Source organism: Geothrix fermentans DSM 14018 (genome assembly GCF_000428885.1).
GTDB lineage: Bacteria > Acidobacteriota > Holophagae > Holophagales > Holophagaceae > Geothrix > Geothrix fermentans.
Genome location: NZ_AUAU01000016.1, coordinates 82,627 through 98,078, shown reverse-complemented (window position 1 = coordinate 98,078; position 15,452 = coordinate 82,627). Strand labels below are relative to the sequence as shown.

The 15,452-nt window shown below is 63.5% G+C and carries 10 protein-coding genes and 1 tRNA gene; 5 read left to right on the top strand and 6 right to left on the bottom strand.

The window, feature by feature from the left end:
• Positions 1 to 29: 29 nt before the first annotated feature.
• The 5 genes from G398_RS0106945 to hisS form a co-directional block, all read right to left on the bottom strand.
• The gene (locus tag G398_RS0106945) at positions 30 to 3,140 is read right to left on the bottom strand and encodes an MdtB/MuxB family multidrug efflux RND transporter permease subunit (protein ID WP_026853059.1); all 3,111 of its coding nucleotides are present in this window, start codon (positions 3,138 to 3,140) and stop codon (positions 30 to 32) included.
• Between the two features lie 4 nt (positions 3,141 to 3,144).
• Positions 3,145 to 4,335 (bottom strand): MdtA/MuxA family multidrug efflux RND transporter periplasmic adaptor subunit, encoded by a 1,191-nt coding sequence (locus G398_RS16890; protein WP_052571630.1) that lies wholly within the window; start codon positions 4,333 to 4,335, stop codon positions 3,145 to 3,147.
• Between the two features lie 184 nt (positions 4,336 to 4,519).
• Positions 4,520 to 5,014: a MarR family winged helix-turn-helix transcriptional regulator gene (locus tag G398_RS0106935; RefSeq protein ID WP_026853058.1), complete on the bottom strand. Its 495-nt coding sequence runs from the start codon at positions 5,012 to 5,014 to the stop codon at positions 4,520 to 4,522.
• An 86-nt stretch (positions 5,015 to 5,100) separates the two neighbouring features.
• A complete protein-coding gene (locus tag G398_RS0106930; protein WP_026853057.1) occupies positions 5,101 to 6,399 on the bottom strand; it encodes a DEAD/DEAH box helicase in 1,299 nt (432 codons plus the stop codon).
• Between the two features lie 134 nt (positions 6,400 to 6,533).
• The gene (gene hisS / locus G398_RS0106925; protein ID WP_026853056.1) at positions 6,534 to 7,781 is read right to left on the bottom strand and encodes a histidine--tRNA ligase; all 1,248 of its coding nucleotides are present in this window, start codon (positions 7,779 to 7,781) and stop codon (positions 6,534 to 6,536) included.
• Between hisS and G398_RS16885 the strand changes: the two genes are divergently transcribed.
• The 4 genes from G398_RS16885 (at position 7,780) to G398_RS20705 (ending at position 10,927) form a co-directional block, all read left to right on the top strand.
• Complete coding sequence (locus G398_RS16885; RefSeq protein ID WP_052571634.1) at positions 7,780 to 8,571, top strand: N-acetylmuramoyl-L-alanine amidase family protein; 792 nt, start codon at positions 7,780 to 7,782, stop codon at positions 8,569 to 8,571. The genes hisS and G398_RS16885 overlap by 2 nt on opposite strands.
• A 97-nt stretch (positions 8,572 to 8,668) precedes the next feature.
• Positions 8,669 to 8,745, top strand: a tRNA-Arg gene (locus tag G398_RS0106915).
• Between the two features lie 497 nt (positions 8,746 to 9,242).
• Positions 9,243 to 9,767: a DUF4365 domain-containing protein gene (locus tag G398_RS20245; RefSeq protein WP_084512154.1), complete on the top strand. Its 525-nt coding sequence runs from the start codon at positions 9,243 to 9,245 to the stop codon at positions 9,765 to 9,767.
• Positions 9,764 to 10,927 carry a hypothetical protein gene (locus G398_RS20705; protein WP_157492316.1) on the top strand — a complete coding sequence of 388 codons (1,164 nt, stop codon included), beginning with the start codon at positions 9,764 to 9,766 and terminating at the stop codon, positions 10,925 to 10,927. The genes G398_RS20245 and G398_RS20705 overlap by 4 nt, the downstream gene beginning before the upstream one ends.
• A gap of 23 nt (positions 10,928 to 10,950) precedes the next feature.
• On the opposite strand, the gene G398_RS20240 is transcribed toward G398_RS20705, so the two are convergent.
• Positions 10,951 to 12,051, bottom strand: a complete 1,101-nt coding sequence (locus G398_RS20240; protein ID WP_084512151.1) for a tyrosine-type recombinase/integrase — start codon at positions 12,049 to 12,051, stop codon at positions 10,951 to 10,953.
• 604 nt (positions 12,052 to 12,655) lie between these two features.
• On the opposite strand from G398_RS20240, the gene G398_RS19480 reads away from it, so the two are divergent.
• The gene (locus G398_RS19480; RefSeq protein WP_169720627.1) at positions 12,656 to 15,100 is read left to right on the top strand and encodes a hypothetical protein; all 2,445 of its coding nucleotides are present in this window, start codon (positions 12,656 to 12,658) and stop codon (positions 15,098 to 15,100) included.
• Positions 15,101 to 15,452: the final 352 nt, after the last annotated feature.

The following is a 15,452-nucleotide window of genomic DNA, read 5'->3' as shown; positions in this document are numbered from 1 at the left end:
GCGGCATGGCATGGAGGGTGCGAGGAAGGTCATGATTCCTGTTCTTCTGGCGAAGCCATACGCGCGCCGCGCCAGTGGCGCACGCGTCGGGCCAGCCGGTCGAAGGCCAGATAGATCACCGGCGTCGTGTAGAGCGTGAGGATCTGGCTGAAGATGAGGCCGCCCACGATGGCGATGCCCAGCGGCCGCCGCAGCTCGGCGCCCACGCCGCTTCCCAGGGCCAGGGGCACGCCGCCCAGCAGGGCCGCCATGGTGGTCATGATGATGGGCCGGAAGCGCAGCAGGGAGGCCTGGTAGATGGCCTCCTCCGGCGGCAGGCCGTCCTTGCGCTCGGCCTCCAGGGCGAAGTCGATCATCATGATGGCGTTCTTCTCCACGATGCCGATGAGCAGGATGATGCCGATGAGGGCGATGACGCTGAAGTCCGTCCGGCAGATCATCAGGGACAGCAGGGCGCCCACGCCGGCCGAGGGCAGGGTGGAGAGGATCGTCACCGGGTGGATGTAGCTCTCGTAGAGCACACCCAGCAGGATGTAGACCGTCAGCACCGCCGCGAGGATGAGGAAGGGCGTGTTCGAGAGCGAGGCGCCGAAGGCCTGGGCCGTGCCCTGGAAGCCCGCCTTGATGCTGGGGGGCAGGTCGATGTCCTGGCGGACCCGCTGGATGGCCTTCACGGCGTCGCCCAGAGATGCGCCGGGGGCCAGGTTGAAGGACACCGTGGCCGTGGGGAACTGGCCCTGGTGGTTCACGGCGAGAGGGGCGGGGACGGTCTCGATGCGGGTGAAGGCGCCGAGGGGCACGGAGCCTCCGGAGGCCGAGCGCACGTAGAGGGCCTGGAGATCCTCGGGCCGCTGGTACTGGCCGGGCCGGGCCTCCAGCACCACGCGGTACTGGTTCAGCTGGGTGAACATGGTGGAGACCTGCCGCTGGCCGAAGGCGTCGTAGAGGGCGTCGTCCAGCATCTGGGGGGTGATGCCCAGGCGCGAGGCCGTGGCGCGGTCGAGGATGATGCGGATCTGGAGGCCGGCGTTCTGCAGGTCGCTGGCCACGTCCCGCAGCTCCGGCAGCCCCGATAGGCGCTCCGCGAACCGCGGCACCCACTCGTTGAGCTCCTTCGGGTCCGCGTCCTCCAGCGTGTACTGGTACTGGGTGCGGCTGACCCGGTCCTCCACGGTGAGGTCCTGCACGGGCTGGAGGTAGAGCCGGATGCCCTCGATCCTGGCCAGGGCGGGCTGGAGCCGGTGGATGACCTCGGTGGCGCTGAGGCCGCGTTCCTCGAGGGGCTTGAGGTTGATCTGGATGCGCCCGCTGTTGAGGGTGGTGTTGGTGCCGTCGATGCCGATGAAGGACGACAGGCTCTCCACGGCGGGATCCTTGAGGATCTCGGCCGCAAGGGCCTGCTGCCGCTCGGCCATGGCCGGGAAGGAGACGGTCTGGGGGGCCTCGGAGATGCCCAGCAGCACGCCCGTATCCTGCACGGGGAAGAAGCCCTTGGGGATGGCGAGGTAGAGCAGCACCGTGGATGCCAGGGTGGCCAGGGCCACCACCAGCGTGCCGGTCTGGTGCTTGAGCACCCAGGTGAGGGTGCGGCCGTAGAAGGCGATGACGCGCTGGAAGACCCGCTCCGAGGACTGGTAGAAGCGGCCCTGCTCAGAGGCCGGCGTGTGCTTCAGCAGCTTGGCGCACATCATGGGCGTCAGCGTCAGTGACACCACCGCGGACACCAGGATGGTGACGCTCAGGGTGACGGCGAACTCGCGGAAGAGGCGGCCCACGATGTCGCCCATGAAGAGCAGGGGGATGAGCACGGCGATGAGCGAGACGGTCAGGGAGAGGATGGTGAAGCCGATCTGGCCCGAGCCCTTCAACGCCGCCTGGAGGGGCGGCTCGCCCTCCTCGATGTAGCGCATGATGTTCTCGATCATCACGATGGCGTCGTCCACCACGAAGCCCGTGGAGATGGTGAGCGCCATGAGCGTGAGGTTGTTCAGGCTGTAGCCCAGCAGGTACATCACGCCGAAGGTGCCCACCAGCGACAGCGGCACGGCCACGCTGGGGATGATGGTGGCCGCGAGGGTGCGCAGGAACAGGAAGATCACCATGACCACCAGGGCGATGGTGAGCATCAGCTCGAACTCCACATCCGCCACCGAGGCGCGGATGGTGACCGTGCGGTCCGTGAGGATGTTGAGTTCCACGGCGGCGGGCAGGGAGGCCCGGAGCTGGGGCATCAGGTCCTTCACCCGGTCCACCACGGCGATGATGTTGGCGCCGGGCTGCCGCTGGATGTTGAGGATGACGGCGGGCGTGGTGTTCTTCCAGGCGGCCAGGCGCGCGTTCTCCACGTCGTCGCTCACGGTGGCCACTTCGGACAGCGTCACGGGGGCGCCGTTCCGGTAGGCCACGATGAGGGGCCGGTACTCCTCGCTGGAGAGGAGCTGGTCGTTGGCGCCGATGGCGTAGGCCTGCCGCAGGCCGTCGAAGCTGCCCTTGGCCTGGTTCACATTGCTCTGGGCCACCGCCGTGCGGACATCGCCCAGGGTGAGGCCCTTGGCGGCCAGGTCGCCGGGATTGGCCTGGATGCGGACGGCGGGCTTCTGGCCGCCGCTGATGCTCACGAGGCCCACGCCCGGCAGCTGGGAGATCTTCTGGGCCAGGCGGGTGTCCGCGAAGTCCTCCACCTTCGACAGGGGCAGGGTCTTCGAGGTGAGGGCCAGGGTGAGGATGGGTGCGTCGGCCGGATTGATCTTGCTGTAGATGGGCGGATTGGGGAGGTCGCGGGGGAGGTAGGTCCCTGCGGCGTTCACGGCCGCCTGCACCTGCTGTTCGGCCACGTCGATGTTCAGGTCCAGCACGAACTGGAGGGTGATGATGGAGCTGCCGCCGGAGCTGGAGGAGGACATGCGGTTCAGGCCGGGCAGCTGGCCGAACTGGCGCTCCAGGGGGGCGGTGATGGCGGAGGCCATGACCTCGGGGCTGGCGCCGGGATAGAAGGTGACGACCTGGATGGTGGGGTAGTCCACCTGGGGCAGGGCCGAGACCGGCAGCTGGCGGAAGGCCAGGAGGCCCACCAGGAGCAGCCCGGCCATCAGCAGCGAGGTCGCGATCGGCCGGAGGATGAAGGGCCGGGATGGGTTCATGGGGTCAGCCCTTCGCGGCCGGGGGCTTGGGCAGGGCGACCTTGCTGCCGGGGCGGAGCTTCTCGAGGCCGTCGGTGATCACGGTCTCGCCGGGGGCCACGCCCTGCTTGAGTGCGGTGTCGTCGCCATCGGTGGCGAGCACCTCGATGGTGCGCATCTCCGCAGTGGCGTCGGCCTTCGCCACATAGACGAAGGCGCCCTGGGGGCTGCGCTGCACAGCGGCCGTGGGCACGATCACCACCTGGTGGAGGGTGTCCACCAGCAGGCGGGCATTCACGAACTGGTTGGGGAAGAGGGTCCGGTCCTCGTTGGTGAACAGGGCCTTGAGGCGGACGGTGCCCGTGGCGGGATCCACCTGGTTGTCGACGGCCGCGAGGGAGCCCGTGGCGATGCGGGTCTTGAGGTCGCGGTCCCAGGCCTCCACCGGCAGCCTGCCGCCCTTGGCGGTCCGGCCGAGCACCCTCTGGATGCTGTCCGCGGGGACCGAGAAGAGCACGTTGATGGGCTGGATGGGCGCGATGACCGCCAGGCCGTTGGCGTCCGAGGCCCGGATCATGTTGCCGGCGTCCACCTGGCGGAGGCCCACGCGGCCGGCGATGGGCGCTGTGATGCGGCTGTAGGTCAGGTTCAGCTTGGCGCTCTCCACCTGGGCCTGGTCCGCCTTGAGGGTGGCCTCGTACTGGGCGACGGAGGAGCTCTGGGTGTCGAGCTGCTGGCGGGAGATGATGCCCTGGGCCACCAGGCCCTGGAGGCGCTTCAGGTCCGCCTGCGCATTCTGGAAGGCGGCCCGGTCCTTGGCCAGCTGACCCTCGGCCTGCATGAGCTGGACCTGGAAGGGCCGGGGGTCGATCTCCGCCAGGAGGTCGCCCTGGCGCACCATCTGCCCCTCGGCGAAGGCCACGCGCACCAGCTGGCCATCCACCCGGCTCTTCACGGTCACGGTGTTCAGGGCGGTGACGGTGCCGAGGCCCGTGAGGCTCACGGGCATGTCCCCCTTCCGGGCCGTGGCCACCACCACGGGCACGGGCCGTCCGCCCGCGGGATTCGCGGCGGCTGGCTTCTTCCCGCCCCGGGCCAGGAGGGCCAGGGCGACGGCCGCGGCGGCGGCCAGGAGGGCCCAGAGGCGCCATCCGCGCAGAAGGATGGGGCGGCCGGCGCCGGAAAGGTGGGACGGGATCGGGTCGGTGGCGTCCATGGCGTGAGTCGAGGCCTTTTCGAGCGGGGGTCGGAGGGGCGGGGCACGGATGCACCGGGCCTGGCGTGTCTGGACGTGGGCCTTCAGGCAGAGATCCCGACCAGGCGCTCGGCCGGCTGGGGTGGTGCGGAGGCGGGCGGGACCGCTGCGGCGGCTGTGATGATGGTACCCCGCCGGGGCGCGGTCATGGCACCGGGGCCTTGTCCCGGGTGGAAACCTGGGCGGCGGCCAGGTACATCCCCTCCAGGTTGCCGATCATGGTGCGGAGGCCGCCCTGCATCATCTCCTGCTGTTCGGCGGAGAGGCCGGCGACCATGGCCGCGCGGATCTCCGTGGAGAGGCCCTGGAGCTCCCGGGCCATGGGCAGGGCGCTGGGGGCGATGTCGATGAGGATGCGGCGCCCGTGGCGGGGGTCCGGCTTGGTGGTCAGCCACCCCCGGCCCACCATGGCCTTCACCACGCGGCTGGCGGTGGGGTCGTCCATCCACACCTGCTGGGCCAGCGGGTGGAGGGAGGAGGGGCCCTTCTCCAGGAGCACGAGGATCACCCAGAACTGCTGGGGGCTCAGGCCATAGGGCGTCAGGCGGGCCCAGATCACCTGCTTGAGGACGCGCCGGACGGCGGCGGCCAGGGTTCCGAGGCCAGCGTCAGAGAGGGGGTCGGCGGCATGTTCTTGCATAAGCAACAATGCTGCGTCGGCACTACCCTCGTGTCAAGGGGTATACGTCAATTTAATGCCCGTGGGCGTCCCCTGTCCCCGGGAGGCTACTTCCCCCGGGAGCTGGGACGGGCGGGATGGCGGCCCCGCTCGCCGCGGGGAGGCTGGCCGGCGCTGGGGCGCGGTCCCCGGGCAGGGCCGCGGCCCCGCCCGCCCCCACCCCCCTGGCGCCCGGTCTGGATGGGCTCGGCGGGGATGCTGGGGTCCGGGGCGTAGCCCTGGATCACGTCCTTGGGCAGCTCCTTGCGCAGGAGTTTCTCGATGTCGCGCAGCAGCTTGTGCTCGTCCACGCAGACCAGGGACAGGGCCTCGCCCTCGGCGCCGGCGCGGCCCGTGCGGCCGATGCGGTGGATGTAGTCCTCGGGCACCTGGGGCAGCTCGTAGTTCACCACATGGGGCAGCTGGTCGATGTCCAGGCCGCGGGCCGCGATGTCCGTGGCCACGAGGACGCGGACCGCGCCCTTCTTGAAGTCCTCCAGGGCCTTGATGCGCTGGGGCTGGCTCTTGTTGCCGTGGATGGCCATGGACGAGATGCCGTCCTTGTCGAGCTGCTCGGAGAGCCGGTTGGCGCCGTGCTTGGTGCGGGTGAAGACCAGCACTTGCTCGAGCTTGCGGGTCTGGATGATGTGCGCCAGCAGGGCCCGCTTGCGCTCCCGGTCCACGGGATGGACCACCTGGCGCACGAGCTCGGCGGCGGTGTTCTGGGGCGTGATCTGCACTGAGGCGGGGTTCTTGAGGAACTTGGACGCCAGCTGCTTGATCTCGTCCGTGAAGGTGGCGGAGAACAGCAGGGTCTGCCGGTTGGCGGGCAGCAGGGCGATGATCTTCTGGATGTCGCGGATGAAGCCCATGTCGAGCATGCGGTCCGCCTCGTCCAGCACCACCACCTCGAGCTGGCTGAAGTTGAGGTTGCCCTGCTGGTGGTGGTCCAGCAGGCGGCCGGGGGTGGCCACCAGGATCTCGACACCCGCGCGGAGGGCCTTGGTCTGGGGATTGATGTTCACGCCGCCGAAGATGGTGGTGGAGCGCAGGGGGATGTGCTTGCCGTAGGCGCGGACGCTCTCCTCCACCTGCAGGGCCAGCTCGCGGGTGGGCGTGAGGATGAGGGCGCGGATGGGGTGGCGGGCCGGCGAGGCCGAGGTGCTCGCCTGGGGCGCCAGGCGCTGGAGCATCGGGAGGGTGAAGCCCGCGGTCTTGCCGGTGCCGGTCTGGGCCCGGGCCAGCAGGTCGCGGCCCTCCAGCACCAGGGGGATGGCCTGGGCCTGGACGGGGGTGGGGGTTTCGTAGCCCTGCTCGCGCACAGCGCGCAGCAGCTCGGGCATCAGCCCGAGGGTTTCGAAGGACATGGTCGCTCCTGGAAGGGCCCGCCCGCGGAAGGTGTCCGGGGGCCCGGTCAGGGCGGAAAAGGGGGTATTCGGACTGAGAAGAGGCGGAGACCGGGGTCGCCTGCGATCACGAAGGGATTACCTTACCATGCCAGTCAGGATTTGGCCAGCCGGGCGGCCACCTCGGCCAGCGGCCAGCTCTCCTGCTCCCCGGTGGCCATGTGCTTGACGGTGAGGGTGCCACCGTCGAGCTCGCCGTCGCCCAGGATGAGCACGGTTTGCACGCCGGTGCGGTTGGCCGTGGCCATGGCCTTCTTGAGGGCTCCGCCCCGGGTCTCCAGTTGCAGGGCCAGGCCCGCGTCCCAGAGCCGGCGCGCCAGCTTGAAGGCCTCCCCCGTGGCCCGCTCGCCCAGGGGGATGAGCAGGGCGGGCGCGGCGTGCGGGGCCTCGCCGCGGATCTGCTGCAGCACCATGGCCAGGCGGTCCAGGCCGATGGCCCAGCCGAAGGCGGGCACATCGGGGCCGCCCAGGTGCTTCACCAGCAGGTCGTAGCGCCCGCCGCCCAGCAGGGCGCTCTGGGCGCCGAGGTCGGAGCTGAGCAGCTCGAAGGCCGTGCGGGTGTAGTAGTCCAGGCCGCGCACCAGGCGGGGATTCTCCTCGAAGGGAATCCCCAGCTCCGTGAGCAGGACCTTCAGCCGCGCGTGGTGCTTCGCTGAGCCCTCGTCCAGGTAGTCCGTGATGACCGGGTGGCCCTCCAAAGCCGCCTGACAGCTTTCATTCTTGCAGTCCAATACGCGCAGCGGATTGGACTGGATCCGCCGGTGGCAGTCGGAACAGAACCGATCCTGACGTTCGGCGAAGAAGGCCCGGAAGGCCTCATAGAACGCGGGCCGCGACTCGGGCGTGCCCACGCTGTTGATGGAGAAGACCATCTGCTTCAGCCCCAGTTCCTTCAGGAAGCTGTGGAGCATGAGCAGGCTCTCTGCCTCGCTCTCGGGCGTGGCCACGCCGAAGCTCTCGGCGCCGATCTGCCAGAACTGGCGGTAGCGGCCGGTCTGCATGCGCTCGTAGCGGAACTGCTGGCCGATGTAGTAGAGCAACACGGGATCGCTGGAGGCCAGCAGCTTGTGCTGGATGGCGGCCCGCACCACGCCGGCGGTGTTCTCCGGGCGCATGACGACCTGGCGGCCGCCCCGGTCCGTGAACTCGTACATCTCCTTGTTCACGATGTCGGAACTTTCCCCTACGCTGCGTTTGAAGACATCGAGTTCCTCGAGGATCGGCGTGCGGATCTCCCCGTAGCCGTGGCGGCCGAACACGCGTCGGGCGGTTTCCTCGATATGCTGGAACCAGCGCAGCTCCGCCCCGAACAGATCCCGCATGCCTTTCACCGACTGGGCCATGATCCGACTCCTGAGCATCCTGCCGCTCGCCACCTTCAGCCTACTGTCCTGGGGCCAAAGTCCCAAACCCGCGGGCGCCGCGGTCCATCCCCCGCGCCTGAAGGTCATGGTGGATCCCGGGCATGGCGGCGACGACAGCGGGGCCAAGGGTCCCAAGGGGCTGAAGGAGAAGGCGGCTGCCCTGGAGATCGGCCGGGCCGTGGCGACCCGGCTCGAGGCCGCGGGCTTCGAGGCCATCCTCACCCGCGGAGACGACACCTTCATCCCCCTCTGGGACCGGGCCAAGACCGCCAATGCCCAGGGTGCGGACCTCTTCATCAGCCTCCACCTGAACGCCGCGCGCACCCGGTCCGCCAAGGGCTCGGAGGTCTACTTCCTGAGCCTGGGGAAGGGGGATGACGACGAGGTGGTGGCCGCGGAGAACGCCGGGGCCGGGGAGGCCCCCCCCAGTGCGGACAGCGTGGTGGCGAGCATCCTGGACGACCTGGCCCAGAAGGCCTTTCTCCAGGACTCCGAGCGGCTGGCCGTTGCCATCCAGGGCCAGCTGAACCGCCTGGCGGGCATCAAGGAACGCGGCGTCAAGCAGGCCCCCTTCATCGTCCTGCGTGGCGCCGCCATGCCCGCGGTCCTCGTGGAGGTGGCCTTCATCTCCAATCCCAAGGAGGAGGCCAAGCTCAAGGACGCGGCCTTCCGCGCCAAGGTGGCCGACGCCATCACCCGGGGCGTCCGCCGCTACTTCGCCCAGGCCAACGGCAGCGTCCGCCGGCGCACCGTGGCCGGGCCGGGCTGAGGGTCGTTGGCCTCCGATACCACGGGGCGTGAGAATCCACGTCCCGGAGCCCCAACCTTGAACCCATGCCTGATCGAAGGCATGATGGAAGGCCGCAGTACCCGTAGCTCAGTTGGATAGAGCGTTGGCCTCCGAAGCCAAAGGTCGCTGGTTCGATTCCAGTCGGGTACACCAACAGATGAGCCCTCTAGATGATGAATCTGGAGGGCTTAATTCTTTCAGGTTCGATGCCCCCCGTCGGCAACAAGTGGGCGCAAGACGCTTCCCATGCCATCCAAGAGCCCAATGCAGGCGCCAGTTTGCGCCGATTTGGAGACGAATTTGACAACGAGGTTCACCGTTCATGCTTCGAGGTGCCCGGCGATCTGAGGACCAGGAACCCCCTCCTCAGAGTCCTTCGGCGGCCTCCGAATTCAGCCCGTTGGCTAAGGAAGCCAAGGTTCACTGAGGATCAACCGTTTGTTTCGGTGGACTTGTATGAACTCCACTTGGCGCGATTTTCAAGTTTGTCCTGTGTCAGGGCGATTTGCCCGCATACCCGCCTCGAAAAGTTGGCCCTGAGAAACCTCAAGGGGTCGATCTGAAACAAGGGTGAGGGCACACGCCCCGCTTGCCGATGGAAGGTCCGGGTTGTTACGCTCCAGCCAGCCCAAGCCCAAGGGAGTCCCTCGGTGATCACCGAACCGCATTCGATGGAAATGCTGAACAGAGCCTATGTTCACGCACTCGCCAGTCGGGTAAGGGTCAACCTCGGCCCTATTCAAGAAGATGTGTACGACTACGGAATCGATGGCCGGTTTTCTCTTCTGACAATGATGGGAGGGAGGCCAGTACCGACAGGTTGTGAACTCCACTATCAGTTGAAGTCCACACGTAAATGGCGGGATACAGGCCCATTCATTGAATACAAGATCACTCGACAAGCCTTTAACAAGATGGCTCACCAAAACAGCCTGCATTTTTCACAAATTATCTTATTGCTGTATTGCTTGCCACCTGATTCCGATGCCTGGACAAGTTTCGATGAATCACAGCTTGTTATGCGGAAATGCTGTTACTGGTATTTTGTCGGGGAAACCTCATTAGCTTCAAACAAAGGGTTCCACCGGCTCCAGATTCCTAAGGAGAATCTTGTAACACCGGAATCACTGAGCATCCTTCTTGGCAAGGTAAAGCGCCGGGAGGCACTGACATGAGTGCATATGTTCGAGTTGGCGACCTGATTGTGGGCTCTGAAGAACTTGGGACTTACCTTGTAGTAAAGGGATGGAGAAAGCAACCTTCGAATGATCGAAGGTGTGAAAGCTTTATTTCACCTGAAATGGATGATTTTGGAGAACCAATAAATATTTTACTTCCGACTCGGAGTGAAGTATTTGACTCCCATCCGCTAATTGAAACGGCACTGGGTGTCCTGTCAAGCTACTACGAATCTAGCAAAGAACAATTAGCTAAGAACCTCGTCGCAATGAATTCCGACATCATCCGGAAAAAGGTTCCGAGTCGCCGTGCAGATTCGATACCAATTGGAACAGCAACAAAGGTGTTAGATTCCTTTATCTCGATCGGGAATGATGCAAATCGAATAGAGAAATCTATGACCTTGCAGCAGAAGACTAAGCTTCCACCCTTCGGGGAGATGAGCAGGCTGGGTCATACTTTTCCAGGGAGTTTTGGATTCACCGTTTTCACTCCGCTGCCCGACTCGATCCAGGAGGATTTAGGAACTGCCATTCATCAAGGCGACCAAACTCCACAGGTCCCTTTCGAGCGAAGAGTGATCGAACGAATAGCTAGAGAGATATCTGCTGTCTCTCAAGCTACAGAATCGAAAGACATCGCTCCGCTGGTCGAGGAATCGTATTTTGGCGTCAGCCGAAGGCTCTGCGACTCCATGGCATCCCTTTGGGGCAAGCAATCGAATCTGGAACTAGAGTACGAATTTGAATGGTCCTCGCGGTGGAAAATGGCGGAAGGAGCTGACTTTCTCAGCAAGCCGATCTTCCTCACCCCTGAGGCAAAACCTTTTCTCCAAATGGCCTCCAAGCAATTGCAATTACAGGAAACCCCTGCGTACCAAGTTGTGACGGGTGTGGTTTCTGATCTTCACAAGGTATATGGGGATTTTGCAAAAACCGAAAAAGATCGTAAGCGGATGATTACCATCATGTGGGAGCCTATCCCAAAGCAAATTAGGCGAGTACAAGTGGTATTGAACCCGGTCGAATACCAGAAGGTAGTCCAAGCTCATAACAGTGATCGAATAATTCGAATAGAAGGGCTGATCATAAGAAAGGCCCCTCTTTACCAACTTATCGACCCTAGAAACCTTCAAGTCCTGGGCTCGGCAAAGTAACTCAAGGGAGCCTTGTAAGATTGTCAGGCTCCTACTCTCACGAACCTTTCCACGTTGGAAGCACTCTCTGTCTGGCCCACACTCGAACTTCCTAGCCCCATACCTGACGAAACACGATCCTGAGCCAATCGCATGGCTTCGGTAGAGGACTCAAGATAGATCGCCGTGGTCTCGACTTGTTTGTGCCGGAGCATTCGCTGAATGGTCTGAATTGGGGTCCCATGCTCGCTATGAAGCGTGGCGAAGGTTGCGCGCATTCGATGTGGCGTGAGACCGGGGACACCAATTTTCCGCCCGGCGCGTTCGATGGACTTACAGGTGAATCTGGGGCGGTGTGGTTTTCCATCGGGGGCCGGTAGAATCCAGCCTTCCATCTGGGGCTGAGTCGTTTGCAGGAGATGCTCATGGAGCCAGTCTGGGATGGGGAGAGGGTCAGCTTCTTTTCCCTTCGTTCGCCCCGGGGTGTAGATTTTTCGCGCCCAGTCTATCCATTCCCATCTTGCTCCGAGGGCCTCGGCTTCTCGAAGTCCAAGGCCCAGCATGAGTCTGATCGCCGTTTTCACGTGAGGGTTCCGGGATTTGTCTACAACCCGGAGAAAGTCGGCCACCTGGTTTGAGCCGAGGACTGCCCTGGGGCGTTTCTGAACCTTGAGCTTCTTCACGCGGTAGGGCTTCTCCTTGATGTAGCCACGATGAATGGCCCAACAGAAAAGCAGGTTGAGATGCTTCAGCACATTGTTGGCCCCGCCTGGGCTACGGGTTTGGAGGTAGGTCGTTCGGATCGCTTCGACCTTCTCTGTGGTTACCTCATCCAGCCGGAGGACGGTCAGGGGTTTGAAATGTCGATGGACCGTTCCCTGCACATCGTGCCAATGGGTCTGGCCTACAACGCCCTTCTGCGCCCGCACCCACTCTGTGACAAGCTCCCCAAAGGTGGGGATGGCTCGATGCTTCAAACCCACATCACCGAGGGCCAGAGAATCCCGGAAGGCTGTCAGCCATTCCTTGGCGGCAGGCAGGGACCTACATCGAGTCGTCCCCGTATAAAGCTTCCCCCGATGCAAAAGCCGGTAGTGAAAGACCTCCCCAAACTTGGCGAGACCATCCTTGAACCGCTTTGGCATCGAGTGTGAACCGTCCTTGAAACTGAATTACCAAAACGGTCATATATAACAACAATTAGCCAAAAATAATTTTAATATATTTCGCGTTTGCACCCCTTTTGACGCGCATTGAACCATCTGTCCCCGATGGGACTTCCTGATGGAGATCTCCATGTCAATGCACCACTCTCCCACCGCCCTGTCTGTGAGCGCCTTCTCCGGCGTGACGGACATCCATCCCAAGCCGTCCGTCACGACCTGGCCCGAACTGGTCAACCACCTCCGCCAACCAAGGGTATGCGCTGTCAAGAACCAGGCCGGTGGGATCAGCCCCACAATCTTCGCTGCGAATACCACGCGAAGCCGTGTGAACGCTCAATGGCTCACGATGCTCGTCCTTGATGTGGACAACAGCATTTCCGAGCCAGATCCTACTGCCGATACAGGCCGGAAGAAGGGGGTGCTCCCTCGCCCCCTCATGATGGAGGAGGTTGCCTCGCTTCTCCGAGCCAGAGGCACCCAAGCCTTCCTGGCCTCGACCTGGAGTCACACGGAGGCCTGGCCGCGCTTTCGCGTCTTCATCCCCCTGTCTGAGCCTGTGCCTGCCTCTCGCTGGGAAGCGGCAGTGGACTGGGCCCTGAAGGCGCTGGATCTGGAGGCCCACTGGGCTGCCCTGGATCTCGCTGCCACCAAGGATGTGGCCCGCCTCTACTACCTCCCATGCACCAAGCCGGGAAGCGAACCTGCGTTCATCGAGGTTGAGGGGGACTCTCTCTCGATTCCGATGGGGACCCTCCCACCTCCTCCGAAGAGGCCTGTGGCCAGAGCCACGGAACCCTGGTGTGACGGGTTCGAAGCTGACCTGAGGACCCTCGATCTGGTTGGTGTCCTCCAGGAACTGGGGTGCAAGATCGGTCCTCCAGTCAAGGGAAAGGAGGACATGCACAAGTGTCAGTGTCCCTTCGATGCCGAGCACTCCAACAATGGGGGCCTGGATGCCTGGTTCTGGCAAGCGGCTTCTGGGGTGCCGAAGTTCGGATGCTTCCACGACTCCTGCCAGAACAGGGGCCTCAAGGATGTCCTGGATCTGGCCGGTCGAAGTGTGGTGGCAGAGCATTGCACCAGAAAGATCGCAGAGCGCCCCACCATCCGAGTCACCACCGACGAACCGAAGGTGGTGGATGAGGCGATCAAAGCCCTGAGTTCCCTGAACCAGGTCTACACCCGTGCTGGTGCGCTGGTCCATGTGCCCTTCGAAATGGACCCTGAAAAGCTGGCTTCAAGGGGAGAAGCTCCAATCATCCTGCCCATCCCTGATGCTCGACTTGAGGAATTGCTGTCTGAGGCTGCCAGGTGGGAGAGGACATCGTTCACCGCAGCTGGGGAGCCTAGGAGCGAGGAGATCCGTCCTCCGAAATGGGTCGTCCAGGCCATCCAGGCTCGCGGTGCCTGGCCCATGCTCCCTGGGCTTCGTGGTGTCATCGAGACCCCTGTGCTTCGTGCTGACTTGAGCCTGCTCCAGGTCGAAGGCTACGACGCCAACTCCCAACTACTCTACCTGCCACCTCAGGACTTCCCTTCGGTTCAAAACAAGCCCACAAAAGCAGAGGCAGTAGAAGCGATGGCCAAACTCAAGGATCTGGCTGTGGACTTCCCCTTTGATGGGGAGTGCCATCAGGCTGCCTACCTGGCTGCCCTCCTGACTCCGTTCGCTCGGCTTGCGCTCGACGAGCCTGTGCCCTTCTTCCTGGCGGATGCGAACACACGTGGCACCGGGAAAACCCTGCTCATGGAGACCATCGCCTACGTAGCCACGGGACGGACCTTCCCGAGGATGACGCACTCGACAAGGGAGGAGGAAGAAGAGAAACGAATCGTGGGAGTCGCCCAGGACGGCACGCCACTAGTGCTAGTAGACAACATCACGGGCACCTTCGGAAATGGTCCCTTTGCCGCAGTCCTGACTGCGAACACGTTCAAGGGACGAGTCCTGGGTAGGACTGGTAATCCTGAGTTCCCCTTGGTCACCACCTGGTTCGGCACGGGCAACAACGTGGTTCTGGTCGCTGACCTCAACCGCAGAACCGTGCCCATCCGGTTGAAAAGCCCATTGGAGCGCCCTGAAGAACGCGGAGGGTTCGTCCATCCCCACCTCGTGGACCACATCAAGGCCAACAGGGGTTCCCTGGTGGCAGCGGCTTTGACGGTTCTTCGCGCCTTCATCGCTGCTGGCCGTCCAAGCCAGGGACTGAAGCCCTTCGGATCCTACGAGGGGTGGTCCAAGCTCGTCCGTGGTGCAGTAGCCTGGGTCTGCAATGTGGACCCCTGCGAAGCAAGGTCCGAAATCGCTTCGTCTGGTGACATCGAGTCGGAGTCCCTTCGCGTCCTAGTCGAGGCCTGGGGCATGGCCTTTCCAGCTGGAGGCCCTCACCTCGCCTCAGAATTCCTCATGGCCGTGAAGAAGTCTCCCCTCGAGTTCGCGGGAGCTGTGGAAGCCATGGAGATCCTGTGTCGTGGGGCCAAGAAGGATGATCTCCCTTCCACTGTGCAGGTGGGGAAGATGCTGGCCCAGTACAAGGAGCGTGTGGTTGCTGGTAGCCAGTTCGTGCAGGCTCCAGGATCTGACAAGAGTGGGCGCCGTTGGATGCTCGTAAAGTGCCAGGATGGCGGACGCTTCGACCAGCTACCTGCTACTGGCCCGGTGGATGGGGGTGAACCCGTAAAGTACGGTGGTCCCCGGGGAAAGTGGCTCCTGATAAAGGACCCAGAAGAGGAGGCAATGGACCAGGCATTTTTGGGGTGGATGGCGGAGGTGGAGGGGATGAAGGGGGTTCCTAAGATCGAACCAGAGATGTCGAGGCCTCAATCACAAGGGGCCAAAAGAACCCCTCCATCCCTGTCATCGCCCTCTACAGTCGACACGACCTCTCCCCTGACGGTGGAAGACATGATCCGCATCGGCAATGGCAGGATCAAAATCCTCGGTGACATTGATGAGGTCTCCCCCTCTACGGTTGAAGTGCGCAGGGCCACCCCTCAGTTCTGGGATGATGAGACCATCGAACTGTAGTCTTCCGGGAGCAGACGTGGTGACAGAGGGTGGGTGTCGGAGCCCACCCTTTCGCCGTTATTCTTTGAGCATGAATTCGTGAGGGCGTGGGTTGAGCATTGCTGATTACATTTCGCACAACATGAAATTCATCCGCGAGGCCTGGGGACTGAATCAGACTCAGATGGGAAAGTACTTGGGGATGGGCCGGCAAAACATCTATGCCTGGGAGCACCGGTCGTACACCACAGATCGAGAAAGCCAGTCCAGAATTTCTGAGCGGCTAGGGGTGCCTTGGGTGCGATTATCGACGGAGCGAATTTATGAGGCCCCACCAAGGCCGCCGGTGCTTGAGCCAATTTCCGTCGTGCTA

Excerpts from the sequence above, each read along its gene's own strand:
- G398_RS0106935 (WP_026853058.1), bottom strand. The coding sequence starts at position 5,014 with ATGCAAGAACATGCCGCCGACCCCCTCTCTGACGCTGGCCTCGGAACC.
- G398_RS20705 (WP_157492316.1), top strand. The coding sequence starts at position 9,764 with ATGAGTGCATATGTTCGAGTTGGCGACCTGATTGTGGGCTCTGAAGAA.
- hisS (WP_026853056.1), bottom strand. The coding sequence starts at position 7,781 with ATGGCCCAGTCGGTGAAAGGCATGCGGGATCTGTTCGGGGCGGAGCTG.
- G398_RS0106945 (WP_026853059.1), bottom strand. The coding sequence starts at position 3,140 with ATGAACCCATCCCGGCCCTTCATCCTCCGGCCGATCGCGACCTCGCTG.
- G398_RS0106930 (WP_026853057.1), bottom strand. The coding sequence starts at position 6,399 with ATGTCCTTCGAAACCCTCGGGCTGATGCCCGAGCTGCTGCGCGCTGTG.
- G398_RS16890 (WP_052571630.1), bottom strand. The coding sequence starts at position 4,335 with ATGGACGCCACCGACCCGATCCCGTCCCACCTTTCCGGCGCCGGCCGC.
- G398_RS16885 (WP_052571634.1), top strand. The coding sequence starts at position 7,780 with ATGATCCGACTCCTGAGCATCCTGCCGCTCGCCACCTTCAGCCTACTG.
- G398_RS20240 (WP_084512151.1), bottom strand. The coding sequence starts at position 12,051 with ATGCCAAAGCGGTTCAAGGATGGTCTCGCCAAGTTTGGGGAGGTCTTT.